Genomic DNA, 25,614 nt, shown 5'->3' on the forward strand with positions numbered 1-25,614 from the left:
GAGGGCGTTTTTTCTATTTTATTGGGAATCATAGCAAATGGGAGGATATGAACATGACCAAGTATATCTTTGTAACTGGTGGAGTGGCTTCTTCCTTAGGGAAAGGTATAACTGCATCTTCATTAGGGCGATTACTTAAAAATCGTGGTTTAAAAGTAACAATCCAAAAGTTCGATCCATACTTAAATGTCGATCCTGGGACAATGAGTCCTTATCAGCATGGGGAAGTTTTTGTTACCGATGATGGAGCAGAGACGGATTTAGATTTAGGCCATTATGAGCGTTTTATTGATATTAATCTCAGCAAAAACAGTAATGTAACGACAGGGAAAATTTATTCAAGTGTCATTAATAAAGAACGCCGCGGCGATTACTTAGGTGCTACTGTTCAAGTTATTCCACATATCACAAATGCGATAAAAGACCGTGCTTTTCGTGCTGCCAAAGAATCTGGAGCAGATGTCTTGATAACGGAAATCGGAGGTACTGTCGGAGATATTGAGAGTCTTCCATTTCTCGAAGCAATCCGTCAGATTAAAAGTGAAGTTGGTCGTGAGCATGTGATGTATATCCATTGCACATTGGTTCCCATGTTGAAAGCAAGTGGAGAACTAAAAACAAAACCAACGCAGCATAGCGTTAAAGAACTTCGCAGTATTGGAATTCAGCCAAATGTGATTGTTTGCCGTTCTGAGCACTCTCTATCCGAAGAAATGAAACGGAAAATTGCTTTATTTTGTGATATTGATCGTGAAGCGGTGATTGAAGCTCTCGACGCAGATACCCTTTATGAAGTGCCACTTATGCTTCAAGAAGAAAAATTGGATGAAATTGTTGTCCGTCACTTAGGGTTAAATGCTGGTCCTGCTGACATGACTGAATGGATAGCACTCGTTCAAAAAGTGAAAAACTTGAAACATGAAACAAATATCGCGATTGTGGGGAAATATGTTTCTCTGCCTGACGCTTATTTAAGTGTTGCTGAAGCTTTGAGACATGCTGGTTTTGAAAGCAATAGTGATATTTCCATCAAATGGGTAAATTCGGAAGAAGTAACAGACGCGAATGTAGCAAAATTACTTGGAGATGTTGATGGGATTCTGGTTCCTGGCGGTTTTGGTGATCGTGGTATCGATGGAAAAATTATCGCTACTCGTTTTGCTAGAGAGAAGCAAATTCCTTTCCTCGGTATATGCTTGGGAATGCAGTTGATGTGTATTGAAGGTGCCCGCAATGTATTGAACCTTGCAGGTGCACATAGTTCTGAGATCGATCCAAATACAGCCTATCCTATCATCGATCTGCTTCCAGAACAAAAAGATATCGAAGACTTAGGTGGAACCATGCGTCTTGGTTTGTATCCTTGTAAAATAACAGCAGGAACGTTAGCTGCAAATGCTTACCATGATGACTTAATCTATGAACGTCACCGCCATCGCTATGAATTTAATAATCAATACAAGGAGCAAATGGAGCAAGCAGGGTATGTCTTCTCTGGTACTTCTCCAGATGGACGTCTCGTGGAGATTGTAGAATACAAAAACCATCCTTGGTTTGTAGCTTCTCAATTCCACCCGGAATTTACTTCCCGTCCAAATCGCCCGCAGCCATTATTCCGCGATTTTGTCGCAGCAGCTTTAAAATGCAAGCTTGGTGAAAAAGCAATGATCAAAAGTAATTCTTAAGAAAAAACAGTTAAGACCATCTGTCACTTCGGATAGATGGTCTTTCTGTTTCAGAGGGGAGACAAAACTTTGTACGATGTAGCGATTATTGGAGCAGGGATAGCAGGAGTTTTTCTAGCTTATGAATTAGCAAGCAGCGGTCAGAAAGTAGTATTGTTGGATCGGGGAAAAAAGTTAGCAGATCGACTATCTTGTCCAAAGAATCAAGGGAATCCTTGTAATTGTGATGTCTGTGACACCTACTATGGTTTTGGCGGGTTGGGGAAATCAGAGGGTAAATTTAATTATTCCAATGGTTTTGGAGGTCAGTTGGAGCAGAAGGTGGGATCAGAGGTATTTCGGTCTTTGATGCACAGAGTAGATGAAACTTTATGCCGATTTGGAGGGAACAAAGTACATGCCTATACTACTTATGATCCTCAGCTGTCCCAGCGGGCAGAAGAAGCAGGTTTAAAGGTGATTTCTACAGAAGTGAGGCACTTGGGGACAAAGTTATCAATCGAAGTACTTCAACAAATATATGATTACCTAGAAAATAAGATTGATTTTCGCTTTCAGTGTGATATTACTTCGATTTATCAACAAAAAAATCAATTTATTATCTCTACAGCTCAAGAAACGATTCTCTCGGATCGAGTGGTAATCGCAACTGGCCGTTCAGGTACAGATTGGCTGAATCAGATATGGCAGTCATTTGGAATCACTCCCAGCCAAACTCGTTTAGATCTTGGAATAAGAGTAGAAATGAAAGCAGAGCAATTTCATTCCATTTTACAGGATACATTTGAAACGAAACTCGTTTATCAGGCAGGAGAATATATTGCTGCTACGTATTGCATGAACCCCCAGGGAAGGATTATCCGCAAGTACCAAGAAGGATTGGTCATGCCGGATGGTCAAAATTACCGGGAGCGAGGAGATGGGGCTACCTCTAATTTGAACTTCACTTTGTTTGTTCCTCGTTATTTTTCCACCACTGGGGAAGCAGACAGTTATGCTCGTTCGGTTATTGAACGAATCAATCAAGGAATAGATCGCATAGTCGTGCAACGGTGGGGAGATTTTATAGCAGGGAAAGCCACTTCTCTCTCTGCCATTCAGCAAAATAGCGTCATCCCAACGCTCGATGCGGATGGGGGAAATTTGTTTCAAGAAGTTCCAAACTTATATCTTCATATGCTGCAACAATTTATGAGTTGTTTAGAAGTGCTATTAGGTGTACCGATTGATAAGGATACATTGCTCTATGGGATAGATGCCAAGTTTTACGCAACAGAAGTGACAACCAATTCCTATTTTGAAACAAATATACCCCAGTTGTATGCAGTTGGAGATTGCTCAGGTGTTACCCATTCCCTCTCACAGGCAGCAGCAAGTGGTTTATATGTTGGTATGTATTTGAACCGCACTTGGAAAGAAAAGAATTTCATGACTGCTTCAAATCCTAGGTAAAATTTAAATGGAAGCAGGGCAGACTTCTCATACAATCTCTCGATCAAACCAAATCGTGTAAAGTAACAGGCCGATTAAAATAGATATCGGTCTTTTTTTTATTCCATTGTTCTCAGTAGTCGTTTACTGGTTTTAGGCCGATTTAGAAATATTTTCAATCATATTTAGAATAAAATATATCTTTATCAAAAGAAAAATACTAAAAAATAAATGATTATTTTTAAAAAAATAATATTAAATGTAATTAAATATTTATTAGTGAAAATTTGATTTTTTTGATTTTTATTCACAATTACTTGTATTTTCTATGGTTTCGCCTGCTATAATCAAGTTAGGAATTAAAACAATTAAATTTTAGGAGTGGTTTTATATGAAAAATTTTAAAAAAATTATTGCAGTTTCCGCTTTGGCAATTGGATTTGCAATCCCAACTCTACCTGCAATCTCCCATGCAGATGTTATCCATCCTGAAGTAAAACCAAATGTACAACCAACAGTAGTACCTGTAGTAGCTCCAAATGTACAACCTCAAGCTGCTGATGTCGTACACCCAGAAGTAAAGCCTGAAGTGAAGCCACAAGTAGCACCTTTGGTAGCTCCAAATGTTCAGCCACAAGATGTTGTACATCCAGAAGTAAAACCTCAAGTTGAACCACACGTAGCTGGCAGATAATTTTGATTTAGATTAGAAAGTATCACCGAAGCCATATAGGTATGAAAACGATTAAATTTAGGAGAGTGGTTTAATATGAAAAAGTTTACAAAGTTTATTGCGGTTTCTGCTTTAGCGATTGGATTTGCAATCCCAGCTCTACCAGCAATCTCTCATGCAGATGTTCTTCATCCTGAAGTGAAACCAAATGTACAGCCAACAGTAGTACCTGTAGTAGCTCCAAATGTACAACCTCAAGCTGCTGATGTTGTACATCCAGAAGTAAAGCCTGAAGTGAAGCCACAAGTAGCACCATTCGTAGTTGCAAATGTTCAGCCTCAAGATGTAGTGCATCCAGAAGTAAAACCTCAAGTTGAACCACACGTAGCCGGCAGATAATTTTTGTTTAAAGTGTAGTGTCACCGTCAGGATACGAAATGAAAACAATTAAATTTAGGAGAGTGGTTTTATATGAAAAAATTCACAAAATTTATTGCGGTTTCTGCTTTAGCAATTGGATTTGCAATCCCAGCTCTACCAGCAATCTCCCATGCAGATGTTCTTCATCCTGAAGTGAAACCAAATGTACAACCAACAGTAGTACCTGTAGTAGCTCCAAATGTACAACCTCAAGCTGCTGATGTTGTACATCCAGAAGTAAAGCCTGAAGTGAAGCCACAAGTAGCTCCTTTGGTAGCTCCAAATGTTCAGCCTCAAGATGTAGTGCATCCAGAAGTAAAACCTGAAGTGAAACCACACGTAGCCAGCAGATAGTATGGATTTGGTAGAGGGTTAGTTAGGAAGTGTAGAAGTGTCATCGTATCAAGATTTGGAAGGAACAAGTAAGCGGGCGGTTACAAAAATAAAAGATGTGCATCCCAAAAGTTGATCAAGAAAGACAACTTGATGGGATGCTTTTTTTATGTCAAAGCCCTTGTGTTGGTGATTAAAGTTAGATGACACTTTTAAACAATTTGAGGAGAATAACAAAGCCTCTCAGATCTGAGAGGCTAATTCACATAAAATGCAATGTTATCTTCTTGCTTGTAGAGATAATATTGGAAATAACTTTTGGTAGAGTGGGATAAATAACACACCAATTAAGACACCTTTTAAGAGATTAAATGGAGCTACTCCGTAAAATATTAGTATATTTTTTGCTTCACCTGTGACTGTCCAGTTGATCAAATAACTATACAAAGGGAAGATGACAAAGTAATTGGCTATGGTTAGCAATACGGTCATCAAGATAGTTGCGATGGTTGTACCGATGATCATACCTTTGAGCCCCGTGATCTTTTTGCTAATCCCTACAGATGTGACCACAAAGAGACTGCCGGCGACAAAGTTGGCCATTTGTCCTAGTGGGACAGCACCGGTTTCACTTCCTGACAAGAGAAAATGCAATCCATTTTTGAGAAACTCAATAAGCACGCCAGAAAGTGGGCCAAAGAGAAAGGCTCCAATCAACGCAGGAATTTCGCTAAAATCGATTTTCAAAAATGAAGGAAAAAGTGGTAATGGGAAATTCAGATACTGCATGAGTAATGCAATTGCCGTTAAAACAGACATTAGGACCAGCTTGCGTGTTTGCATAATAATTCTCCTTTTTCTTTACTTTCAGCTGGTCTTCGGGGACATAAAAAACCCCCAAAAGACTTTGCTTTCGGGGGTTTGATTTCATAACGAAACAGGCTTTTTTTACGTAGAAAAAAAGCACATCGAAACAAGAGCAAGTACACATCATTTTTTTGCTCTGTTTCCTTATCCTTCTCCCATCCAGACTATACTGTCGGCTTCGGAATCGCACCGAATCCACCGCTTTGGCACATGCCAACTCGGGTCACGGACTGAGGTTAAATAACCATCACCGCCGGTCGGGATTTTCACCCTGCCCCGAAGGATACCATATGAAGTTTATACGTTTTTATTATATAGATAAAGATAATATTGTCAATATGTTGACGAATTTACACCAGAGTCACTTTATTTTACGTAGAGGATTTAAGTAATTATAGTCATACTTATTTTACTTTTTTGAATTTATTTTTAACTGTAATAGTCTTATAATATATAAGAGTTTAAAGAAAGAGGTGTAGAAATGAAAAAAATTATTGCTTTTGTATTCGCTCTTGCATTACTCGGTGCTGTTGCATTACCAAGTTATACTCATGCAGCTCCAGCTCATGCATCAAAAAATTGTTTCACGTTGTATCAATACAAAAATTTCAGAGGGAAATCAGTGTCGTTTTGCCATAGTGTGAAGGATTTGAAGAAATACAAATTTGATAATAAAACATCTTCTTTCAAGGTGAAATTGGCACCAGGTAAGAAGATGATATTTTATAATGATGCTAATTATAAAGGTGCGGAAGGAAGTTTTTTGGTAGACAAATCTTGTAGTGAGGGCAGTATACCTCGTATGTTTGATAACAAAATTACGTCCATTCAAATTAAGTAAGTAGCAGCTTTTATTGTTTTTAAACAAAATTGCCTATATAAAAGAGTTTAAATAAAGGGGTTTGAAAAACTGGAACTAAACTCATTAAAGGTGGGAAAATTGCCAGTTTGCCTAAAGAGTTCAATGACAAATTTTCATCCCTAAGATTTATTTATATTGACGGATAAAAACAGTCCAAACAGAGAAAATGCTCTGTTTGGACTGTTTTTCATTTCTTTCGTTTAAAATGGATGATATGCTTGCGCAAAGGTAATAGCAAAATAATCACAAGTGATAGTAGTCCTAAGAGTATCCCTGTCCATAATCCGGGTGGTGTGTACTCACATGATATGGAACTTGTATGTTTTTCAATCGGTATACGAATCAGGCCCAAAAAACTTTTTGGCTGCTTGTCTTCTCCGTTCCCACTAGAACACTTCCAGCCCGGGGCATTGGGAATGGAAATAATAGCTGAACCCGTACTTCCCTTGGGCAATGTCGCAGTGATGGAGTGAGCCGATGCTTCCACACGAGTGGCTCCTGTTGTTTGTAAATGTGTTACTGTACGATCGAATTTTGATTGATCCATACAAGCAATCGGTTGTTTTCCCATCTCACCACCTCGGTAGGTGTGGAGGATAACAGCTATTTGACCAGTAGAAGGTGTTTTTCCTAGTTTCACGATAGGTGAGCGAATAGAGGCGTTTGAACCCTGCATTTTTACGTCTGTTTGCTGATTCGTAAGTCTCGCATTTCCATAGAGATATGGGGTATACAGATAGACAATCGACCTAGGTTTACAAGCAGTCTGTAGGGTATAAGTGCCCGGTTTTCCATTGGTTTGCGCTGATAGGATATATGCTGTTTTGGTTTGACGTACTGGAGCTGTATCTTTTGAAGTGATGAACTTCGGTTTTGGGATATCATATATGTTCGTCCCTAAAAATAACTCATGGTTTTGAAAAACATTTGATGTTGGCTTGGTAGTAACAGGCATATTTGCATGTACGGTAACAAGTGGGGGAACTGCTTGTTTTTTTGTATGTACTTGAATGGAACCATCTGAGTCAACAGTTGTCATGATTCTTCTGCCAACAGAGAAAATGGCATCTGTAACTTCATTGTCCATGCTGAGTAATCCTCTGCCCCATCGATCCCAGCCAAATCCTAAATCTGTAACCAATTTTGTTGTATCTTTCATCGTTAAGCTGCTATAGTAGACAATCCCTTGTCCCCCTAAAAGCCAAGGATCATTTTTGGCTATGAAAGCTGTCCCGGTTTCCGTCCGGTAGGTTGGCCAGTTTTGATTTGCAACGATCTGCTGTCTGACTTGATCATGCCAGCTTCCCCATTCAGGAGTGGAAGTGAATCTTTTATACCGAATTTGGTCTACCACCACAGACGATAGAGAAGATTCTGTGGCGAACCCAAGTATGATCAAAGAGACAGCTATTGCTCCCCAGATATATGTTTGTTTGGAAAGGGAAAACAAGATCATCCCAAGTGCAACGATGGTGACAACGGCTACTGCCCCGACAAGGGCAAATGTAATATCTGTTAGCAGTGGACTTTTCCGGGTAATCACCATGAGCAGTCCATATAGGAGGCTGGCTCCTAGTAAAGACAGAAGGTTGGTCTTTTTCAAATGCTGGACAGCCATCCAAGCGAGCATGGTCAAGAGACCGCAAAAGATAAATGCCTCTCGAAATGAGCTGCCATTTGGCTTGGCAAAAGCATGCCAAAGTAATTGTGTTGGGTTCCACTGAAACGACAGCAGGACAACTAAGGTTGTTATTGACCAAATCAACCTTGTACGCAAGGCTGTGTTCGTTTGCAAGAGAAAGACAAGTGCTAGCAGAAGAGCTGGTGTGCCGACAAAAATACTGGGACTTAATCCAATCCCTTCTGTAGCAGGGAATAATCGTGAGAGCAGATGCGTCCATGGTACTGCTTCAAATGGTTTGGTCAAAGTAGGCTGCGCGATAGAAGTCGCTTTTAGGATCGGGAAGATGAGAGGAGAAGCGATTCCTATACCAAGTATCAGCCTCCCAGCACCACGAAGAAGCACCATCCCTCTTTGCTTCGCTGTCATTTCCATCGTAAACATCCGGATGAGAATTACGATGACAGCTCCGAGCGTAGCCATATATGCCGTGTAAAAGTTTGCGATCCAACAGAGAGCTGCCAAAGATATCCCCAAATAAATGCGTCTTCCTTCAAGTGTCCAATGCCCGACTAAACAAATGAGCGGAAAAGCGATCAATCCATCTAACCACATAGGTACAAAAGCACTGTCATCGACTGCCCATCCACAGAGTGCATAAGAAGCACCTAACAATCCAGCAAATGCCCAAGATCCTTTTTTCCAAGAAGACAGATAAAAACTCATAGCTGCTCCAGCAGAGGCTAATTTAAGCAGTGTAATGACATATACTGCAAGATTGACTTTATCTCGGGGGAAAAAGTAGACCAATAATTCAAATGGACTGCTTAAATAAGTAACAAAATCCGCATAGAGGCTTGTCCCAAATGCACTTCGCCAGTTGAAAAACAGATCGCCCTCTGCTTTGCCATGCAGTAAATCCCAGTAGTAAGTATGTACGGGTACAAATTGGTTCCCTAAGTCATTAACGCTTCGGGTGATATCACCGAAAGGGAAGGAACCCCGCAGGATACCGCTTAGACACATGCAAACAATTGTCAAGATGGACGCCAATAGCATGGCATATGTTTTATTGTCCTTCCACCAAAGGCTTTCTGAGGCAGACGGATTTTTGGTTGTTGCTTCTTTCAATCTGTCCTCTCTCACTTTCCTAAAATGATACTGAAGATTATAAATAAAAAAATCCTTCCAAGCAGAGTATATCACCATACAGAATAATATGTGTTTACAATGTTTACTAAGAAGGAAATCCACTTTTTTGAGGACTTGTATTATTTGCTCTTATCTAGTTTGTACAAACTTGAATACAGATTATTATGGAAGCACTTCATATCAAAGTAGAGTGTTTTTTGGTTTAATTTATTGGGTTAATTATTTATACTTGCTTGACTACCATCATTTCGTCCGCTATCCGAAACTGCTCTTAAGTTCAATTTTATATAAAGAGATTCCTTTTGGAGCTTGATCAACTCAACATCCCTATACCTTATCTATCATCTTGCAGAGAAAGTTCATAGACTGCACGATCCTTACCACGGCCTTTAAATCCAGTTTTTACAGATACACCATGGACTACTTTATCCCCTGCTATGTTCCGAAATCCCATGGTTGTCCAAAGAGCATGCGCAGCTGTATTCTCGGCCTCCGATGTCAGCCATAGACGAGCACAACCCCACTCTATGGCTCTTGCCCGAATTCTAGCCATAATCTCTTTTGCAATCCCCTTTTTGCGATGCTCTGGATGAATCATTAAATCTTGAACATATACTTCACTGGGATTCTCCTGACTTCGAAAAGCGATAACTACTCCGATGACTTGTTCTTCGCATATCGCGACTAGACATGACGAGGCGAAAAGGTGGGCATATAGCCAATAATCGGACTGTGATCGTGCACGGACAAACGGGGAGCCTAGTCTCATTAGTTGCTCTACGTCTTGTATCAGATTTTGATTTAGTTTAGTGATAATCATCTGATTCAACCCTCCGGAAAACTTTTTTCAAATTGTGCAAGTCATTGCGGCAATATTCTAAACTCTATATTAGGTGAACGATCTCAAGTTACTATTGAAAATCCCCTCTAAACAGAACCCAGTCTCATTAGAGGGGATGATATATTATTAGTTTTTCTCTTAATTGTTTTTACGTGCTGGATCGCCGTCGTTTCTGCTGCCTCCGTGAAAGATCATGCCAACTCCTCCTTGGATAAGGTATTGACTTTGTCTAATTAGAAGGAATGCTATTTATTGGTTGAATTTTATTATATGATTTTGCCCATTGGATCGTCATCATTTTCAAGATGATTGTTACCTAGAGGATCTCCATCTCCATACATTGTCATTTGAAAAGCCCTCCTTCAATTTCTTATACATCAAGTTTTGATAATGTTTAAATTTTTGTTCGTTACCTTCACTCTCATAAAAATCACATATTTTCAGAAAAATGTCAACAGACACACCATGAATACTCTCATCATTCGACATAATTTTATCTGTTTCCCGAAATAGATGCTTATCCTTTTTCAAATGACCAAGTGTAATTAAGGTTTCTATTAAATACACTTCTTTGCTTTTTACTTCTCTGAAAAATTTAATTGCATTTAAAAGTTGTTGCTCCGCTTTTTGGTTATCTCCTAATGAAATTAATAATTTTCCATAGTTAAGGTGGGTTCTTCCTATACGATCTGGGATATCGGAAACATATTTAGAAAAAGCAAGAGCTTTTCTATAGCAAATTTGTGCTTCTTGAAATCCACCTAAAGCAACATGGATATTCCCTATAAGTGTCCATATCGAAAATAATCTTCGATGCTCTTCATTTTTTCTAGCTAGTTGGTGTCCTTTTTTAGCGTATTCTAACGCTTTTAAGGGTTGTCCTGATTTTAAGAGTAGTGCTGCATACCGTTCATGAATCTGAATGACAGATGCAATATTTTCTTTAAATTTGTCAATGTGTTTATAAAGAATTTCTAGTTCCCTACATGCTTCTTCATCTCTCCCTAATTCTTCTAAATAAATTACTTTGTTGAGATATAGATAAGGCTTGTAATAGGTTCTTTCATACTTATCATCAAATGCTTCAATAGCTTTTTCCGTGTGTTCTAGTGCTGATTGGTAGTCTTCTTCATAAAAAGCTAAACGTCCTAGATCGTTTAAACAAATTGCGTGTAGATTAGAATGGGCTAAGTCTGTGCATTCATCTAAACCAAGTAATGCTTGCTTGAACAGTGCTCTTGATTCTTCTCTTTTTTGGAGTTCAAAAGCAATTCTTCCCTTTAAAAAAGTAGCAAAAACTCTCGCAGTTTGAAACATATCCACATCCAATTCTTCCAATAGAAGCAAAGCCTCATCTGGATTACCCATTACAATATCCTCAATATGAAGCAGTTCCTCCAAAACAAATCGTTCTCTTTCTGTAGCTTCATCCACCACTCCAAATAACTCCTCCGCTATCCCCAGAAATTGTGAATACTGTATATAGCGGTCATCGCCTACAGTGGGAAGTCCTCTTTCCATATAGCTGATGGTCGTCTTCCCTAACTCCATCTTATCAGCAACTTCTTGCTGGTTTAATTTTAAGCGCTTTCTTTCTTTTGTTAAAATCGCTCCGACGATATCTCTCCTCATTTTTCATCCATCCTTTTATAGAACAGTTTATTGGTAAATTTTGTTCTGCTCATCTTACCAGAATTATTAGATATATTGCAATTATTTACATAATAAGCAGCATCTAAATGAATAAAGATAGTATTTGCTGAATTTTTATAATACTCATAAACTATTAACAGGGAATCACTTATCATAAGGAGGAATGGAGAAATGTCGATGCGGCTTATTGTGGAAGGTGAAGAATGTTCCGTACAACAGTACGTTCGAGATTTAAAGCAAGATAGAAGGTATAGATTTTATCACGTTCATGAATTTTTATTAAATCCAACCGAGATGAAAATGGAATGCTATGTGGAAAGATCAGATAAGAGGTTATCAGAAGAGAAAAAGTCACTGGCGAAGATTATCATTGAAATCCCAGCAGAGTATGGAGCAAAGAAGATCGAAATAGATCTACTGGACTTAAAATTAGTAGATTTACGCGATGGGAAAACCACGATTTTCGGGATGAGTTATGATGCCTATGCGCATCCAACCAGCGAAGAGTAGGAGATCTGCTATGTATTGTAGAATCTGTTTAAAGCATGTTCGCTACAAAGGAGCTGGATCGATGGGTAGGTTTTCATCCCTTACGGAAAAAACGTATAAAATCCTAACAAAAGATGAGGCGTATGAGGAATTTCCTGAGTTGAAAACAACGATTGCAGAAACTCCACCCGACTACGTTTATCTTGCTGTATATGATCATCGCCCTACACCGCTCAGTATCCCGCCTCAGTTGATCGGACCGTATCCCAGCATGGATACAGCAAATGAGGCGATTAAACAAGCGACAGATCAATACCGCTCTGGATTAAGCCAAACCGAAAATAATATCGTTGAGTTTGAGAAGGTTTTAAGGTGTAAAGAAAAAGATGAGGCATGATGTCCATACTTAACGATGGTTTTAGTGGAAAACTTGATTAGGCTCATCATGGGATGGGTCTATTTCTATTTTCATTCAAAGAAGAACCTTTTTATAGATAATTTATTTTCATACAGGATATCTTTTTTTAATAGTTAGTTTTGCATTATAATGAAATTATACAGTACCCCACAGTGGTGCTGATGACTTGAGGAAGGTCACCATGGAGCTTGAGCTGGTCATTCTGATGATCACGCAGTGCGGTTGTTTGAACCCCAACTGCGTCCCCTGTCGACAGTGGGGGCGTTGCTGTGGCAATTCAACCAGTCACGGCGAGTCATGACCCTCGCAACAAGGTGACTCGGTCACCTCAATTCAAAGTCTGGTCAGTGTTTATTTACTGTCCAGGCTCCCGAATGTAATCAAAAAAATATAGATTTGAGTCGTCGGAAGACGGCTTTTTTATTTTGAGCGAATGTTCTAAATGGCAAGGAACATTCGGGAAAAGGAAAATGGGTATCCGTGTGGTTGACCATGATGATAAGCGTATTGGAATCGGTCGATCCGTTTTTCGAACAGCTGTCAAGTTCCTTCCTTGGGAGGCTGCTCACTTTAGCATATGGAGATTAATTCTTCCGACTGACTTTTCTGTACTCAGCATTCAAGTGATCTTAAGTGCTGCCAACTTTGCAATAATAATATATTTAATAACTCCTTTTATTAATAAAAAGACGAAAAATGTTTATGACTGGGTAGCAGGTACGGCAGTCCTATAACAAGACCAAACAGGGGAGTATCTTCAGGAAGATACTCCTTTCTTAGCATAAGGGTGATATTCACAACTATCAATTTTTCGTAGATTGGAATATGATTTGGCTGTCGGGGTCATTTTGCGTAGAGCTGAATCTACTCCAAACATTAAAACACAACTGGTAATTCCATTAATCCACGCATCAAATAAATGGGACGCCATTTCAATGTTTCAGCATCTGGATTCAGTTGAAGATTAGGCATTCTGCGCAGTAAAGTGAGCAGGGCAATCTGACCTTCCAGTCGTGCTAGCGGAGCACCCATACAGTAGTGAATCCCCATACCGAAGGCAAGATGACGGTTATTTTTTCTCGTAATATCAAATAGATCCGGATTTTGAAACTGTGTCTTATCACGGTTAGCCGAAGCTAAAGCTACTACAATCATCTCTCCCTTTCGTATCAACTTCTCCTGTAACCGAATATCTTCACCTGCCCATCGATTAGTCGCTAACTCTACAGGCCCATAAAAACGTAATATTTCTTCAATCGCAGAGGAGATAAGTTCAGGATTGCTCTTGAGTTTTTCCATTTGTTCTGGATGCTGCAACAAAGCGAATACACCATTTCCAATCAAATTAACCGTCGTTTCATGTCCAGCAACAATGAGCAAAAGAATCATCGAATACAATTCATTTTCTGTAAGTTTTTCTCCCTCCTCCTCAGCTTGAATCAAGGCACTCACAAGGTCTTCCGCTGGATCTTTTCGCCGCTCTCCAATCAGATGACCCAAATATTGAATAAAAGACTGAACCGTTGGGCGAGCCTCCCGCATTTTCTCGGGGAGGTTAGCAGCCTCAACTAGAGTGTCAGACCATTCCCGGAATAGATCACGATCTTCGCTAGGAACTCCTAACATCTCACAAATGACAATGATAGGTAAAGGGAAAGCAAATTCATCGATTATATTCATTTTCCCTTTGTCTTGAACCTCATCTAGTAAAGTGTCAGCGATCTCTTGAATTCGACTACGCAATTCCTCGATCATTTTTGGCGTGAAAGCTTTTTGAACTAAGTTACGCAAGCGGGTATGATCTGGGGGATCAGAGTTCAGCATAAGTTTAATGAATATATCCCTTTCCAGCATAGGAATCATCTTGTTTATCTGTTCTTGGCTCAACATTGCATATGGATTCTTAATAAGCTGATTGTCTTTTAATATTGCCTGTGCATCTTCGTATCGTGAAAGGAGCCAAGCAATTTGACCGTTAGGATGCAGAAAACGATAAACGGGCTCATCTCCCCTGAGTTTTGCGTAAAAAGAATAGGCTTTCCCTTTAAAGTCAGAAGAAAACAAATCGAGTTGAGGTGCTCCATGATTCTGTATTGACATAGTTTGATCTCCCTCTTCATGCTTACTCGCATTGATCTTTATTCCAAACGAAATTGGCAAATGTTTGGGTTGTGGTTGTACAGAAGGAAATAATATTAACGATAATCGCAAAAAACTGTTAGAAATATGGAAATCTTGATCTCTTTGCTACTATCGAAGCTTACTGCCTGCATCCCATGCGATCTTCCTGAATTTCCACGCAAGCTTTCCCGTTATAACCATATCAAGTCCCCATTTGTGCCCCCACACCAATCCACGATTTTTCCCCAGACCAATGCAGAAGAAATCCATCATCGATTTGTGAACAGGCGCGGGACGACCCTCCAGATCAGCCATCACGATTTTCCCCATTCGATCTGCCTGTAACCCACCTTCTGCGCATCTCATCCTATCTGCTTTGCCGGTTTTTGGATCGACAATTCTCGCACAGTCACCAATACTGTATACGCCCGGCGCCCCTTGGACGCGATACGATTCATCCACCAGCACTTGGCCATCAGGAGTAAGCGGCAAGCCTATAGTACGAAGGGCCGGATTCGGAATCAGACCAATCGTCCATATACATAGACCAACTGGCAGACGATCGCCATTGCTGAGCGTCACCACTCCTGTTTCCTCCCGCATTACCTTGCGGTTATAAAGCACTTTCACTCCACATTCACTGAGTATCTGATCCAGTTTTCGCCCAACTTTCTCAGGTCCTTCCATAAACAATCGTTCCTGTCCACTTAGCAAATAGACAGAAATATCGGACGGGTTCAGTCCGAGTGACGATGCTTCCTTTTGCATCTCCAGTGCCAGCTCGGAGGATGTCTCGATGCCACTGATGCCAGCCCCCGCAACTGCAACTGTCATCAGTCTCTTTCGTTCTTTCGGATTGGTCTCACGGACAGCTTGCCGTAGATTGGCACGCCAGCGCTCCTGGATGACTGCCGCGGTTTGCAGATCATTTAACGAAATGCCACCCTGATCAGGATCAGGTTGCCGAACGACACTACCGACCGCCACAACTAAAAGGTCATAACGAATTTGGGCTTGATTTCCTTGCGCATCCTCATATCGAATCTGCTTTTCTCCACTGTCCATAGACGTAACCGTACCTTGCACGAATTCTACTCCTTCTGAAAACTCATAATGCGTCCAAGGAATCGTAATCTCTTCCTCGCCCACGGCTGGCCGGAATAACAGCATTTTGCGCACATGACCAGGCTGCTTGTCCAACAGAACAAACCGAATTCGCTGTCCGTTCGCCATGTTCTGGGTTTCTTCCTTTATTGATTTGAGCGCTCCAATCCCCGCATGGCCGCCTCCGATAATGATACATGTCAAGTCGTTCATTACTCTTCAACCTCCTTGATTTTTAGGTTATAATAATAAACAACACGTTGTTCTTTACACTTTGAATTATAATTTTTGAAGCCGTTGTGTTCAATAATCAAAAAGGGAAGATGTGTTGTTTATGGAACACTATCTTCATTTGTGTTTGTTAAATTTTAAGGAGGAGAACTAATTTGCGAAAATTGGATACAGATTTGCGTGTTATTCGGACAAAAGATGCTATTCGAGAGGCATTTGTAGAGTTGATAGAGGAAAAAGGCTTTGAAGTCATTACGGTGAAAGATATTACAACAAAAGCAAAGATTAATAGAGGAACATTTTATGCACACTATCAAGACAAATTTGATTTAATGACAAGATCTCAAGAAGAGATTCTAGCAGAGATGGCCGAGATAGCTAAACATAACTTCCCAAAAGTTATTTCTGAACTTCATACTAACTCACCAACTTTAACGACTATTTCTGTTATCTTTGAATATCTAAATAAAAATAGCGGGTTTATGAAGGCTGTGTTAGGTCCAAAAGGAGATGTTACTTTCCAAACCAAACTAAAAGATTTTATATGGAAAATACTAATGGAAAAGAATCCAAACTACTTAGTGGAAGAGAAGGATTTACTTGTTCCAGGGCAATATTTGGTTTCTTATTTATCATCGGCCTACATCGGAGTGATTCAACAATGGTTGAATAGTGGCAGGAAAGAATCTCCTCAAGAAATGGCACGTATCATATCCACAATATCAATTAATGGTCCTTTGTATGCTGTTGGTCTAAAAAAGTGAATATTCTTAAAATAATAAAAGGAAGTACTTAAGAAAACAAGTACTTCCTTTTATTTATGTCTTAAGCCAGTAATGGGCACTTGTGTGCACTACAAAAAACCTTCCTTAACAGTAGAGCTGTTTACCCCCAAATAAACAAAATTAATGCCAATCATTCTTCTTTTAACTGACATATATTGATAATAGATTAAAAGAGAGGAGATATTTTTTGGTATGTATTTTCGATAAAGCTGCCGTTCAACCACTAGTGGACTAGCTGTTAAAACGATAATATAATTCTAATATTCTATAAGTTATAGCAGTTGAAGTTACCTATAAAAGAAGCTATTTTCAAGATGCGGTTTAGATCAATTGATCTATCCGTTTTTTTCCCATTTTGTCATGTGTTTTTTGTTTCTGGATTTTATAAATTAATGGAGATATTTCAACTCTTAATGAGATTTTTCATAGAAATGAGAAGGGTCGATATATCGAGCTAACCATCTTTTTTAAAATTTGGAATTCGGTTATAATGATCGTAAGCGCTTCCAACTGTAGGGAGAGGGGGCAATAAAGTGGAACCGTCGTTAAATAAGCAAGCCCATGTGAATGTCAACAAAAAACGATCTGCATCGCGTTTTGTTTGGTCTTTTCTGTGGATGGTCCTGTTTACCGCACTTTCCTTTTATCTCGTAGCTTACCCTCATTTTGCCGTGAAGACTACATTTTGGATTATACTCGGTGCTGCTGCCGTGCAAGTATTTTTACAGCTTTATACCTTTATGCATCTTGATGAGAAGGGGCATACACTTCCGATCATTTTTATAAGTTTAGGTCTGCTTATCGCTGTTATTTCAGTTGTTGGGTTAATTTTGATGTAAACACAAGCGGCTAATTAGTTAGCTGCTTGTGTTGCTTGGTAGATGGAAAGGGAACTGTAGATCGTTTTTAACAACGGTACATCTAAATCTGCCGGGGCGAGCCGAAGCAAGGTGCCATGAAAATGATCGGTTTCGATCGGCAGTCCTTTTTCCATGTCACGAAGCATGGAAGATTTCATTTCATCGGGGAGACTTCGCACCCGACCCATCGTTTGATTCCATACATCCGCATCTAGTGTCTCTTCTTGGTCTTTCCCAATTGCACATATTTCGTTAAGCAGGCGTTCATACGTTTCGATGCCATTTGGTGACTTGAGAATAGGACCAATACTGCTTCTTGTTAAGCATGTCATTCCAGCCATTGCACTGATAAAAATATATTTTTTCCAAATTTCATTGTTGATATTGTCACTGGATTCAGCAGATACGTTTGCGCCAGCAAATAAATCTTCGATCGCCCGGATGCGATCTGTTTTTTTGCCATCAAATTCACCAAAGACGATGCGGTGATGTGAACTGTAATGTTCTACTTCCCCTTTGGCATTCAGTGTAGATTCAATAAAACATAAACCGCCGATTACTCGCTCGAACCCGAAGAAATTTTTTAGTTTTTCAAAATGGGCGATCCCATTGAGTAAGGGGAGAATCGTGGTATGCTCTGCAACATAAGGAGAAAGGCTAGGGAGCACTTCGTCGAGATGATATGCTTTTGTAGTGAGAATAATTAAATCAAAAGGCAGCGCAGATTCCCCTTGGGAGATCGTAGAAACAGGGAAGCTGGCATCTCCATTTACACTATGTATAACCAACCCAGTCTCTAATTGTTGTTTTCTGCGTTCTCGAACAAAAAAGGTGACGTCAGCTCCTTTTTCTACGAGGCGACCGCCAAAGTAGCCACCAACTGCACCAGCGCCGACAACAAGGACACGCATACAGCATCCCTCCTATATAAATTTAACTTTAATAATGTTATTGTACATGGTTGAACGTAAAAGAACACCTTAATTTAGGATGCGCCGAAATGAAATTTTCAAAGAAAGGACTTATTTCTTGAAGGTTTTCGCGGGATTCATTGACCTATATAAAATATCTGGATTCAAAAAAGGAGGAAAACCATACCGTTATAAGGAAAAATACAGAATGATCATATATAAGGAAATCGGTAAGAGTTGTTTTGGAGGAGGATGGGTACGCAGATGAATCCTAAAAAGATACTTGTAGTGGACGATCAATTTGGTATACGTATTTTAATTAAAGAAGTGTTTTCCAAAGACGATGTTGTCGTCTTTCAAGCGGCAAATGGAAAGCAGGCCTTAGATATCATTTCTTTGGAAGACCCCGATTTGATTTTGTTGGATATGAAAATGCCCGGGATGGATGGACTGGAACTGCTTAGAAGATTGCAATTGGTATCTTGCCGTTCCAAAGTAATTATGATGACTGCTTATGGAGAATTGGATATGCTCGATGAAGCGACAAAATTAGGAGCACTTGCTCATTTTACAAAGCCATTTGATATTGAAGAGTTACGATCGGAAGTGATTCGTCAACTTGTGTCATAATGAATGTTGTAGTGGAAGCAACATGATATACATAAAATGATGTGAATTTGTGGAAATTTATCAAAAGTGTAATGGATGAAAAGTACAAGGATAAAAACGTGAGAATAAAAGGGGAATTGCTGGGAAATCCAGCCTCTTGGTGTCAATTGAACAGCTGGTAAGTGCTCCGGTCAATCCAATTTTTCCCTACAAAAAAATAAAGGATGCCCTAAAACTTTGACCAAACTGTGTCATTGTACTAATATATAAGAAAGCCTGGCCGACCTTTGGGGGTTGGCTTTTTGCTGATTACATATAATAAAAGGGGTAATGAGAATGCCACTTGTCTCTATGAATGAGTTCTTACCTAGAGCAAAGAATGAGAAGTTTGCCGTAGGTCAGTTTAATATGAATAACTTGGAATTTGTTCAAGCGATTGCGGAAGCTGCTAAAGAAGAACAATCTCCGTTTATATTTGGTGCAAGTGAAGGTGCTATTCGATACATGGGAATAAAGAATGTAGTTGCTTTAGCCCGTATTGCGGCAGAAGAGTCTGGTGTACCAGTAGCACTTCATTTGGATCATGGGAGTAGCTTTGAAGTAGTGATGCAGTGTATTCGCGAGGGATTTTCTTCTGTTATGTTTGATGGTTCTCATTATCCGTTGGAAGAAAACATCCGCTTGACAAAGCAAGTAGTAGCGGCTGCACATGCTGTTGGTATTTCTGTAGAAGGTGAACTAGGAACAATTGGCGGTGTTGAAGATGATCTTGATGTAGCAGAAGAAGATGCATCTTTGGCCAATTCAGCAGACGCTATTCGTTTTTGGCAAGAGACTCGTGTAGATGCGATGGCGATTGCTGTAGGGACTGCACATGGTATGTATAAGGGTGAGCCAAAAATACACTTCCATATTATCGATGAAGTAAGCAAATCGATCGAAGCGCCAATCGTATTGCATGGTGGTTCTGGTGTTCCTGATGAATCGATACAGAAAGCGATTTCTTATGGTGCTGCTAAAATTAATGTCAACACGGAAAATCAAGTAGCTAGTGCAAAAGTGGTTCGTGAACTACTCTCTTCTAAATCTGACCTCATTGATCCTCGTAAATATTTAGGTCCAGCGCGTGAAGCGATCAAGGAAGTGGTCAGAGGAAAAATGAGGTTGTTCGGCAGTTCTCACAAAGCATAAAGAAAGGATCTGTTTTCATGAAAATCTTTTTAGATACTGCGCATGTCGATGAAGTAAAAGAAGTTGTACCTTTAGGTGTTGTTGCAGGGGTTACTACCAACCCATCCTTAATCGTAAAATCCGGCCGTGTTTTTGAAGATGTTCTTAAAGAACTGATTACATTAGTTGATGGTTCCATAAGTGCTGAAGTTATGAGCCCTAACGCAGATGGAATGATCGAAGAAGGGGAGCGGCTAGCCGCTATTGCTCCACAGATCACCATTAAGTGTCCTATGACCTGGGAAGGTCTGAAAGCTGTAAATCACTTCTCCAAAAAAGGCATCAAAACCAACGTTACCCTGGTTTTCTCCGTTAACCAAGCGCTCATTGCAGCACGTGCAGGGGCAACTTATGTCAGCCCATTTGTTGGTCGTCTGGATGATATCGGGGAAGAAGGGATTTATCTCATTGAGCAGGTAGCAGATTTGTTCCGTATTCATAACCTGCCAACCCAAATTATTGCAGCAAGTATCCGTAACCCTATCCATGTAACACAAGCTGCTATGGCAGGTGCACATATTGCAACAATGCCTTATAATGTTGTGAAAACGTTAGTGCAACATCCTTTGACAACTCAAGGTATTGAGAAGTTTGAATCTGATTGGAAAAGCCGAAAATAATTTCGATAGGCCCTGACACACTTTTGTGTCAGGCCCATTCTTTTTAAAACTGACAGAAAAAATGGGGTTTTCTAAGAAAATTGGAAGTGAAAAAAACTTCTTTGCCCACTATGTTCTCCTCACACCTCTCTCAAAAAAAGTAAGTTTTCTTTATAATTTCTCAAGTCCATTATTCCAAATTCACGCCGCATGTGTTACCTTACATAAGAAGAAGGGGTTGAAGCTATGGAACGAAGTTTATCAATAGAGCTTGTACGAGTAACGGAAGCAGCAGCCATTGCTTCTGGTAGATGGATGGGTTTCGGTAAAAAAATGGAAGCTGATGATGCAGCTACTACTGCGATGAGAAAAGTGTTCGATACGATTCATATGCACGGTACAGTTGTGATCGGAGAAGGTGAGATGGATGAAGCTCCGATGCTCTATATCGGGGAAAAACTAGGGACAGGATTAGAGCCTAAAGTGGATGTAGCTGTTGATCCATTAGAAGGAACCAATATTGTCGCTAGTGGTGCTTGGAATGCACTAGCTATCATTGCGATTGCGGATCAAGGATGTCTCTTGCATGCTCCTGATATGTATATGGACAAGATCGCCGTTGGACCAAATGCAGTAGGCAAGGTAGACTTGGATGCTCCTGTTGAAGATAATTTGAAAGCTGTAGCAAAAGCAAATGGGAAAGATGTAGAGGATTTAGTGGCTGCGTTGTTAAATCGTCCGCGTCATGCGAAATTGATCGAAGATATTCGCAAAGCCGGTGCGAGAATTAAATTGATTACTGATGGAGATGTTGCAGCAGCAATCAATACAGGTTTTCCAGACACTGGAGTCGACATTTTATTTGGTTCTGGTGGTGCACCTGAAGGTGTTTTAGCTGCTGTGGCACTGAAATGTCTCGGCGGGGACTTCCAAGGCAGACTGTTGCCAGAAGATGAAGCACAAAGACAACGTTGTATCGAAATGGGCATCACAGACCCATCACGCATTCTTCGGATGGAGGATTTAGTGAAAGGCGACGACGCAATTTTCGCCGCTACTGGTGTGACAGATGGAGAATTATTAAAAGGTGTTCGTTATAAAGGAAATATCGCAACAACGCAATCATTGGTTATGCGAGCAAAGACAGGAACTGTAAGATTTATTGATGGCACTCATCGATTAGAAAAGAAACCGAATTTGGTATTAGAGACCTAAGCTGCGAAAAAGTGGTGAAACTAAATTGGATTACACAATAAGTGAATTGGAAAACAAAAAGCTCACCGAGCTTTACAAACTGGCCAAGCATTATCAAATCCCTTATTACGGCCAAATGAAAAAGAAAGAACTTATTTTTTCAATCTTGAAAGCAAATGCAGAAAAAGATGGATTTTTCTTTATGGAAGGTGTACTGGACATTTTGTCAGAAGGATATGGTTTCCTTCGTCCTATCAATTTTCTTCCTTCCTCTGAAGATATTTATATCTCTGCTTCGCAGATTCGCCGTTTTGACCTGCGTGCAGGAGATTTGGTTTCTGGTAAAGTAAGACCTCCAAAAGAAAATGAGCGGTATTATGGATTGCTGCATGTAGAAGCTGTAAATGGTGCAGACCCTGAAACCGCTGGAGAGAGACTTCACTTTGCTGGACTTACCCCATTATATCCACAAGAGCGACTACTACTGGAAACAGAACCACACAAAACTTCCACTCGAATCATGGACTTGATTGCTCCCGTAGGCTTAGGCCAACGTGGTTTGATTGTAGCTCAGCCAAAAGCTGGGAAAACCATGTTATTAAAAGAGATAGCCAATAGCATTTCAGAAAATCGTCCTGATATTGAATTGTTTGTGTTGCTGATTGATGAACGCCCAGAGGAAGTAACAGACATGCAACGATCTGTGAAAGGTGAAGTAGTCAGTTCTACTTTTGATGAATTGCCAGAAAATCATATCAAAGTAGCAGAACTAGTACTAGAACGTGCTCAGCGTTTGGTAGAACACAAACGAGATGTTGTGATTTTGTTAGATAGTATCACACGTTTAGCTCGTGCCTACAACTTAGTTATTCCCCCGAGCGGAAGAACGTTGTCTGGTGGTATTGATCCTGCGGCATTCCATCGGCCAAAAAGATTTTTTGGAGCAGCTAGAAATATCGAAGAAGGCGGCAGCCTCACGATTCTTGCTACGGCACTAGTCGATACAGGATCTCGAATGGATGATGTTATTTATGAGGAATTTAAAGGAACTGGTAATTTAGAACTCCATCTTGATCGCAAATTGGCGGAACGCCGTATCTATCCTGCTATTGATATTCGCAAATCCGGTACCAGACGCGAAGACTTACTCCTTACGAAAGAAGAGTTGGATAAGCTGTGGTCGATCCGAAAAGGAATGAGTGATAACCACGATTTTACGGATGCATTTCTTCGCAAACTGAAAAACAGCAAAAATAATCAAGAGTTTCTAGCCTCACTAGAATCCCGTCCTGCCGAACGCAAAAAAGCCCATTAATCGATAACATACCCCCTGTTCTTCTCCTCTTGAGACAGATAGAACAAGGGGTTTGTCATTAGATACAGCGATTACAATTGTTTGTGGTGAAGGAATCGATAAGTACCCAATTTTTCCCTAGTGTATTTGTACAGCGTCTTCCTCTGTGCTGACATACTCTTCTTGTTCTGCCAGAGCTACGATGACGGTACACACAACAGCGCACTTGGTTTCTTACAGGGTTAGCGACGCGACGAAAACGATCTGGTCCATAGCCTCCGCCAAATTGATCTCTGCGAAACTGATCTTGTGGGTACTGTTGTGCTAACTCTGGGTCATATTCAAACGTATCGAAGTCCTCTTCAAAATCATCATCAAAATCATTGTCAAATGCGTTGAAATAATCATCAAAATAATCCATATATAGCCCTCCCATTTTTGGTTCCCTAACTAGTTATTCAGATAAGTGACTAATTGTTTGGACAAAGGCCTAAGTTTAACGGAAATAGGGGCAGGAAAGGGCTAACGCCGTTTTTCTCCACGCTTGTCTCTAGTTGAACATAGATATTTCTACCAAAAACTTTCATATGTTGTGGGTACCCTGCATAAATTGGAGTCATGGGTACCCAATATCATGGATATGAGGTGTTGTGATGTCTGGTAAGAAGACGCTCCTAGCCTCGAGTATCGGTGTATGTACAGTTTCGGCTGCTACTGCTGTAGCTTGGGCTGGTAACACAGATTCCCATCCGATTGTGGCAGGACTTCTAACAGCGAGCAAATCAGAAGGGAGAATTGCTGCACTTGATGCGAAGGAGACTCTTTATCAATCAGGAAAGCAACTGACCATCTCCATAGGAAATAAGATCACATATGAGGTAAACAAAGGGGATTCGTTGTATGCGATAGGACTTCGGTATGGAGTTCCCTATCAAGAATTAGCTGTGTTGAACAACATTGCCAATCCAAACAAACTGAAAGCAGGAACAAAATTAAAAATTCCATTAGCTGTTAAGGAGTATACTTCCAAAGGCGGGGAAATGGTTTATCAACTTTGCCAGCGAAATCGAATGTCTTTGCAATTGTTTTTCAAATTAAATCCAAAGGTAAATTTGTTAAATCCATTGGATACTGGACAGAAAGTTTTCATTGTTGAAAAAGAAAAAGTTCCAGTACCAGTTCCTCAACCAACCCCCAAAGAGCCGAAAATAAAAACGAAACATAAAGTAGTGGTGGTTAGCAAGCGCGACAAGGTTTCTGTTGGAAGTTTCCAGTTTCAATGGCCTGTTTCAGGGATGATAACCAGTAATTTTGGCTGGCGGCATGGCAGGATGCATAAAGGTCTTGATATTTGGAGCTCTAAGAAGTCGAAGCAGCCAATCAGTGTTTCACTCAGTGGGAAAGTAATCCAGGCAGGATATCACAACGGTTATGGCAATATGGTAATGATTGATCACGGTGGAGGATGGGTTACCCTCTATGCACATCTTAGCCGCATCTCTGTCAGTATAGGAGAGTATTTGGATACTGGCCAAAGACTTGGTTACATGGGAGAGACCGGCAATGCTACAGGATATCACTTGCATTTTGAAGTACATAAAAATGGTGAAGTGATCAATCCTCTTCGAGTATTAAGATAGGTATATAAAAGAGACATTTTCCTAAGGGAAAGTGTCTCTTTTTTGGTGTTAGGATGTAAAATACTCAATAATGCCCATTATAAAGCAAAAAGCGATGAAGACATATGCTGCCAGCTCTAAGTAGTCTGTCACACTTAAAGAAGCCCAGAAACCCTTTTCTTCTTTGGTTTTATCTGTTTGGAGAGGTTCATTTTCTGACATGTTTTTTCTCCTTCCTTTGATAATATTATTTCTCTTTCATTGTAAAATGAGTTCGTTCTCTCGCTCAAGTAAAAATTGGCATCCACATCGCCGTTCCTTGCAGCTTAAAGTTTAACATGCTATAATACTCCAGTGGATTTATACGGATCGATTGAAATGAGGTGACAATAGATGAAAGCAGCAATACACCCAAATTATAAAACGGCAAAAGTAACTTGCATGTCATGCGGAACTACTTTTGAAACTGGTTCTACTGTGGATGAGTTGAAAGTTGATGTTTGTTCCAAATGTCATCCTTTCTATACCGGTAAACAAAGAACAGCTAACGCTGGTGGACGTGTAGATCGTTTTAAAAAGAAATACAAAATCGATTAATCGTAGGCAAGCATA

Annotated in this window: 27 protein-coding genes and 1 riboswitch; of the genes, 18 read left to right on the forward strand and 9 right to left on the reverse strand. The window is 40.0% G+C overall.

The window, feature by feature from the left end; genetic code table 11:
• Positions 1-53: 53 nt before the first annotated feature.
• The 5 genes from pyrG (at position 54) to AC5WOE_RS10330 (ending at position 4,563) form a co-directional block, all read left to right on the forward strand.
• On the forward strand, positions 54-1,685 hold the full coding sequence (pyrG, locus tag AC5WOE_RS10310; RefSeq protein ID WP_496050106.1) for a CTP synthase: 1,632 nt from the start codon (positions 54-56) through the stop codon (positions 1,683-1,685).
• A gap of 69 nt (positions 1,686-1,754) precedes the next feature.
• Positions 1,755-3,137, forward strand: a complete 1,383-nt coding sequence (locus AC5WOE_RS10315) for an NAD(P)/FAD-dependent oxidoreductase (protein ID WP_496050107.1) — start codon at positions 1,755-1,757, stop codon at positions 3,135-3,137.
• A gap of 370 nt (positions 3,138-3,507) precedes the next feature.
• The gene (locus AC5WOE_RS10320) at positions 3,508-3,810 is read left to right on the forward strand and encodes a hypothetical protein (RefSeq protein ID WP_496050108.1); all 303 of its coding nucleotides are present in this window, start codon (positions 3,508-3,510) and stop codon (positions 3,808-3,810) included.
• Between the two features lie 75 nt (positions 3,811-3,885).
• On the forward strand, positions 3,886-4,188 hold the full coding sequence (locus AC5WOE_RS10325; protein ID WP_496050109.1) for a hypothetical protein: 303 nt from the start codon (positions 3,886-3,888) through the stop codon (positions 4,186-4,188).
• 72 nt (positions 4,189-4,260) lie between these two features.
• Entirely contained in the window at positions 4,261-4,563 is a 303-nt protein-coding gene (locus AC5WOE_RS10330) for a hypothetical protein (protein WP_496050110.1), read from the forward strand.
• A gap of 258 nt (positions 4,564-4,821) precedes the next feature.
• Here AC5WOE_RS10330 and AC5WOE_RS10335 read toward each other — a convergent pair whose 3' ends face one another.
• Positions 4,822-5,385, reverse strand: coding sequence for an ECF transporter S component (locus AC5WOE_RS10335; protein ID WP_496050111.1), 564 nt, complete (start codon positions 5,383-5,385; stop codon positions 4,822-4,824).
• 167 nt (positions 5,386-5,552) lie between these two features.
• Positions 5,553-5,697, reverse strand: a riboswitch (FMN riboswitch).
• 193 nt (positions 5,698-5,890) lie between these two features.
• Here AC5WOE_RS10335 and AC5WOE_RS10340 point away from each other — a divergent pair.
• Positions 5,891-6,250: a beta/gamma crystallin-related protein gene (locus AC5WOE_RS10340; RefSeq protein ID WP_496050112.1), complete on the forward strand. Its 360-nt coding sequence runs from the start codon at positions 5,891-5,893 to the stop codon at positions 6,248-6,250.
• Positions 6,251-6,458: 208 nt separating this feature from the next.
• Here AC5WOE_RS10340 and AC5WOE_RS10345 read toward each other — a convergent pair whose 3' ends face one another.
• From AC5WOE_RS10345 to AC5WOE_RS10355, 3 genes are all read right to left on the reverse strand, one after another.
• The gene (locus AC5WOE_RS10345; protein WP_496050113.1) at positions 6,459-9,023 is read right to left on the reverse strand and encodes a YfhO family protein; all 2,565 of its coding nucleotides are present in this window, start codon (positions 9,021-9,023) and stop codon (positions 6,459-6,461) included.
• A gap of 355 nt (positions 9,024-9,378) precedes the next feature.
• A complete protein-coding gene (locus AC5WOE_RS10350; RefSeq protein ID WP_496050114.1) occupies positions 9,379-9,864 on the reverse strand; it encodes a GNAT family N-acetyltransferase in 486 nt (161 codons plus the stop codon).
• Between the two features lie 333 nt (positions 9,865-10,197).
• Entirely contained in the window at positions 10,198-11,517 is a 1,320-nt protein-coding gene (locus tag AC5WOE_RS10355; RefSeq protein ID WP_496050115.1) for a helix-turn-helix domain-containing protein, read from the reverse strand.
• A gap of 192 nt (positions 11,518-11,709) precedes the next feature.
• Here AC5WOE_RS10355 and AC5WOE_RS10360 point away from each other — a divergent pair, with 192 nt between their 5' ends.
• From AC5WOE_RS10360 to AC5WOE_RS10370, 3 genes are all read left to right on the forward strand, one after another.
• Positions 11,710-12,048: a hypothetical protein gene (locus tag AC5WOE_RS10360; RefSeq protein ID WP_496050116.1), complete on the forward strand. Its 339-nt coding sequence runs from the start codon at positions 11,710-11,712 to the stop codon at positions 12,046-12,048.
• A 61-nt stretch (positions 12,049-12,109) separates the two neighbouring features.
• Positions 12,110-12,424 (forward strand): hypothetical protein, encoded by a 315-nt coding sequence (locus tag AC5WOE_RS10365; protein ID WP_496050117.1) that lies wholly within the window; start codon positions 12,110-12,112, stop codon positions 12,422-12,424.
• Positions 12,425-12,870: 446 nt separating this feature from the next.
• Positions 12,871-13,179, forward strand: a complete 309-nt coding sequence (locus tag AC5WOE_RS10370; protein ID WP_496050118.1) for an RDD family protein — start codon at positions 12,871-12,873, stop codon at positions 13,177-13,179.
• Between the two features lie 142 nt (positions 13,180-13,321).
• On the opposite strand, the gene AC5WOE_RS10375 is transcribed toward AC5WOE_RS10370, so the two are convergent.
• Together AC5WOE_RS10375 and AC5WOE_RS10380 are read right to left on the reverse strand one after the other, a co-directional pair.
• Positions 13,322-14,545 carry a cytochrome P450 family protein gene (locus AC5WOE_RS10375; protein ID WP_496050119.1) on the reverse strand — a complete coding sequence of 408 codons (1,224 nt, stop codon included), beginning with the start codon at positions 14,543-14,545 and terminating at the stop codon, positions 13,322-13,324.
• Between the two features lie 150 nt (positions 14,546-14,695).
• The gene (locus AC5WOE_RS10380) at positions 14,696-15,883 is read right to left on the reverse strand and encodes an NAD(P)/FAD-dependent oxidoreductase (RefSeq protein WP_496050120.1); all 1,188 of its coding nucleotides are present in this window, start codon (positions 15,881-15,883) and stop codon (positions 14,696-14,698) included.
• Between the two features lie 173 nt (positions 15,884-16,056).
• On the opposite strand from AC5WOE_RS10380, the gene AC5WOE_RS10385 reads away from it, so the two are divergent.
• Together AC5WOE_RS10385 and AC5WOE_RS10390 are read left to right on the forward strand one after the other, a co-directional pair.
• Entirely contained in the window at positions 16,057-16,665 is a 609-nt protein-coding gene (locus AC5WOE_RS10385) for a TetR/AcrR family transcriptional regulator (RefSeq protein ID WP_496050121.1), read from the forward strand.
• Between the two features lie 554 nt (positions 16,666-17,219).
• Positions 17,220-17,525: a cytochrome C oxidase subunit IV family protein gene (locus AC5WOE_RS10390; RefSeq protein WP_496050122.1), complete on the forward strand. Its 306-nt coding sequence runs from the start codon at positions 17,220-17,222 to the stop codon at positions 17,523-17,525.
• 14 nt (positions 17,526-17,539) lie between these two features.
• Here the strand turns inward: AC5WOE_RS10390 and AC5WOE_RS10395 are convergent, their stop codons facing one another.
• Entirely contained in the window at positions 17,540-18,457 is a 918-nt protein-coding gene (locus AC5WOE_RS10395; RefSeq protein ID WP_496050123.1) for a ketopantoate reductase family protein, read from the reverse strand.
• Between the two features lie 264 nt (positions 18,458-18,721).
• On the opposite strand from AC5WOE_RS10395, the gene AC5WOE_RS10400 reads away from it, so the two are divergent.
• The 5 genes from AC5WOE_RS10400 to rho all read left to right on the forward strand — a co-directional run bounded on the left by AC5WOE_RS10400 (position 18,722) and on the right by rho (position 23,404).
• Positions 18,722-19,087, forward strand: coding sequence for a response regulator (locus tag AC5WOE_RS10400; RefSeq protein ID WP_240875413.1), 366 nt, complete (start codon positions 18,722-18,724; stop codon positions 19,085-19,087).
• A gap of 315 nt (positions 19,088-19,402) precedes the next feature.
• Positions 19,403-20,257 (forward strand): class II fructose-1,6-bisphosphate aldolase, encoded by an 855-nt coding sequence (gene fba / locus AC5WOE_RS10405; protein ID WP_496050124.1) that lies wholly within the window; start codon positions 19,403-19,405, stop codon positions 20,255-20,257.
• A 17-nt stretch (positions 20,258-20,274) separates the two neighbouring features.
• On the forward strand, positions 20,275-20,916 hold the full coding sequence (gene fsa, locus AC5WOE_RS10410; protein ID WP_496050125.1) for a fructose-6-phosphate aldolase: 642 nt from the start codon (positions 20,275-20,277) through the stop codon (positions 20,914-20,916).
• A gap of 225 nt (positions 20,917-21,141) precedes the next feature.
• Positions 21,142-22,110: a class II fructose-bisphosphatase gene (glpX, locus tag AC5WOE_RS10415; protein WP_496050126.1), complete on the forward strand. Its 969-nt coding sequence runs from the start codon at positions 21,142-21,144 to the stop codon at positions 22,108-22,110.
• 25 nt (positions 22,111-22,135) lie between these two features.
• Positions 22,136-23,404 carry a transcription termination factor Rho gene (rho, locus tag AC5WOE_RS10420; RefSeq protein ID WP_496050127.1) on the forward strand — a complete coding sequence of 423 codons (1,269 nt, stop codon included), beginning with the start codon at positions 22,136-22,138 and terminating at the stop codon, positions 23,402-23,404.
• 58 nt (positions 23,405-23,462) lie between these two features.
• Here rho and AC5WOE_RS10425 read toward each other — a convergent pair whose 3' ends face one another.
• Complete coding sequence (locus AC5WOE_RS10425; protein WP_496050128.1) at positions 23,463-23,804, reverse strand: hypothetical protein; 342 nt, start codon at positions 23,802-23,804, stop codon at positions 23,463-23,465.
• Positions 23,805-24,036: 232 nt separating this feature from the next.
• On the opposite strand from AC5WOE_RS10425, the gene AC5WOE_RS10430 reads away from it, so the two are divergent.
• Positions 24,037-25,023: a peptidoglycan DD-metalloendopeptidase family protein gene (locus tag AC5WOE_RS10430; RefSeq protein WP_496050129.1), complete on the forward strand. Its 987-nt coding sequence runs from the start codon at positions 24,037-24,039 to the stop codon at positions 25,021-25,023.
• Positions 25,024-25,071: 48 nt separating this feature from the next.
• Here AC5WOE_RS10430 and AC5WOE_RS10435 read toward each other — a convergent pair whose 3' ends face one another.
• Positions 25,072-25,224 (reverse strand): hypothetical protein, encoded by a 153-nt coding sequence (locus tag AC5WOE_RS10435; protein WP_496050130.1) that lies wholly within the window; start codon positions 25,222-25,224, stop codon positions 25,072-25,074.
• A 171-nt stretch (positions 25,225-25,395) separates the two neighbouring features.
• On the opposite strand from AC5WOE_RS10435, the gene rpmE reads away from it, so the two are divergent.
• Positions 25,396-25,599 (forward strand): 50S ribosomal protein L31, encoded by a 204-nt coding sequence (gene rpmE, locus AC5WOE_RS10440; RefSeq protein ID WP_496050131.1) that lies wholly within the window; start codon positions 25,396-25,398, stop codon positions 25,597-25,599.
• The last annotated feature ends 15 nt before the right edge of the window (positions 25,600-25,614 follow it).

It is taken from the genome of Shimazuella sp. NTD248, assembly GCF_059510395.1.

What these genes read in the sequence shown, in the direction of transcription:
- pyrG (WP_496050106.1), top strand. Translation starts at nt 54, where the DNA reads ATGACCAAGTATATCTTTGTAACTGGTGGAGTGGCTTCTTCCTTAGGG.
- AC5WOE_RS10320 (WP_496050108.1), top strand. Translation starts at nt 3,508, where the DNA reads ATGAAAAATTTTAAAAAAATTATTGCAGTTTCCGCTTTGGCAATTGGA.
- AC5WOE_RS10325 (WP_496050109.1), top strand. Translation starts at nt 3,886, where the DNA reads ATGAAAAAGTTTACAAAGTTTATTGCGGTTTCTGCTTTAGCGATTGGA.
- AC5WOE_RS10330 (WP_496050110.1), top strand. Translation starts at nt 4,261, where the DNA reads ATGAAAAAATTCACAAAATTTATTGCGGTTTCTGCTTTAGCAATTGGA.
- AC5WOE_RS10335 (WP_496050111.1), bottom strand. Translation starts at nt 5,385, where the DNA reads ATGCAAACACGCAAGCTGGTCCTAATGTCTGTTTTAACGGCAATTGCA.
- AC5WOE_RS10340 (WP_496050112.1), top strand. Translation starts at nt 5,891, where the DNA reads ATGAAAAAAATTATTGCTTTTGTATTCGCTCTTGCATTACTCGGTGCT.
- AC5WOE_RS10350 (WP_496050114.1), bottom strand. Translation starts at nt 9,864, where the DNA reads ATGATTATCACTAAACTAAATCAAAATCTGATACAAGACGTAGAGCAA.
- AC5WOE_RS10355 (WP_496050115.1), bottom strand. Translation starts at nt 11,517, where the DNA reads ATGAGGAGAGATATCGTCGGAGCGATTTTAACAAAAGAAAGAAAGCGC.
- AC5WOE_RS10360 (WP_496050116.1), top strand. Translation starts at nt 11,710, where the DNA reads ATGTCGATGCGGCTTATTGTGGAAGGTGAAGAATGTTCCGTACAACAG.
- AC5WOE_RS10365 (WP_496050117.1), top strand. Translation starts at nt 12,110, where the DNA reads ATGGGTAGGTTTTCATCCCTTACGGAAAAAACGTATAAAATCCTAACA.
- AC5WOE_RS10375 (WP_496050119.1), bottom strand. Translation starts at nt 14,545, where the DNA reads ATGTCAATACAGAATCATGGAGCACCTCAACTCGATTTGTTTTCTTCT.
- AC5WOE_RS10380 (WP_496050120.1), bottom strand. Translation starts at nt 15,883, where the DNA reads ATGAACGACTTGACATGTATCATTATCGGAGGCGGCCATGCGGGGATT.
- AC5WOE_RS10395 (WP_496050123.1), bottom strand. Translation starts at nt 18,457, where the DNA reads ATGCGTGTCCTTGTTGTCGGCGCTGGTGCAGTTGGTGGCTACTTTGGC.
- AC5WOE_RS10400 (WP_240875413.1), top strand. Translation starts at nt 18,722, where the DNA reads ATGAATCCTAAAAAGATACTTGTAGTGGACGATCAATTTGGTATACGT.
- fba (WP_496050124.1), top strand. Translation starts at nt 19,403, where the DNA reads ATGCCACTTGTCTCTATGAATGAGTTCTTACCTAGAGCAAAGAATGAG.
- fsa (WP_496050125.1), top strand. Translation starts at nt 20,275, where the DNA reads ATGAAAATCTTTTTAGATACTGCGCATGTCGATGAAGTAAAAGAAGTT.
- glpX (WP_496050126.1), top strand. Translation starts at nt 21,142, where the DNA reads ATGGAACGAAGTTTATCAATAGAGCTTGTACGAGTAACGGAAGCAGCA.
- AC5WOE_RS10425 (WP_496050128.1), bottom strand. Translation starts at nt 23,804, where the DNA reads ATGGATTATTTTGATGATTATTTCAACGCATTTGACAATGATTTTGAT.
- AC5WOE_RS10430 (WP_496050129.1), top strand. Translation starts at nt 24,037, where the DNA reads ATGTCTGGTAAGAAGACGCTCCTAGCCTCGAGTATCGGTGTATGTACA.
- AC5WOE_RS10435 (WP_496050130.1), bottom strand. Translation starts at nt 25,224, where the DNA reads ATGTCAGAAAATGAACCTCTCCAAACAGATAAAACCAAAGAAGAAAAG.
- rpmE (WP_496050131.1), top strand. Translation starts at nt 25,396, where the DNA reads ATGAAAGCAGCAATACACCCAAATTATAAAACGGCAAAAGTAACTTGC.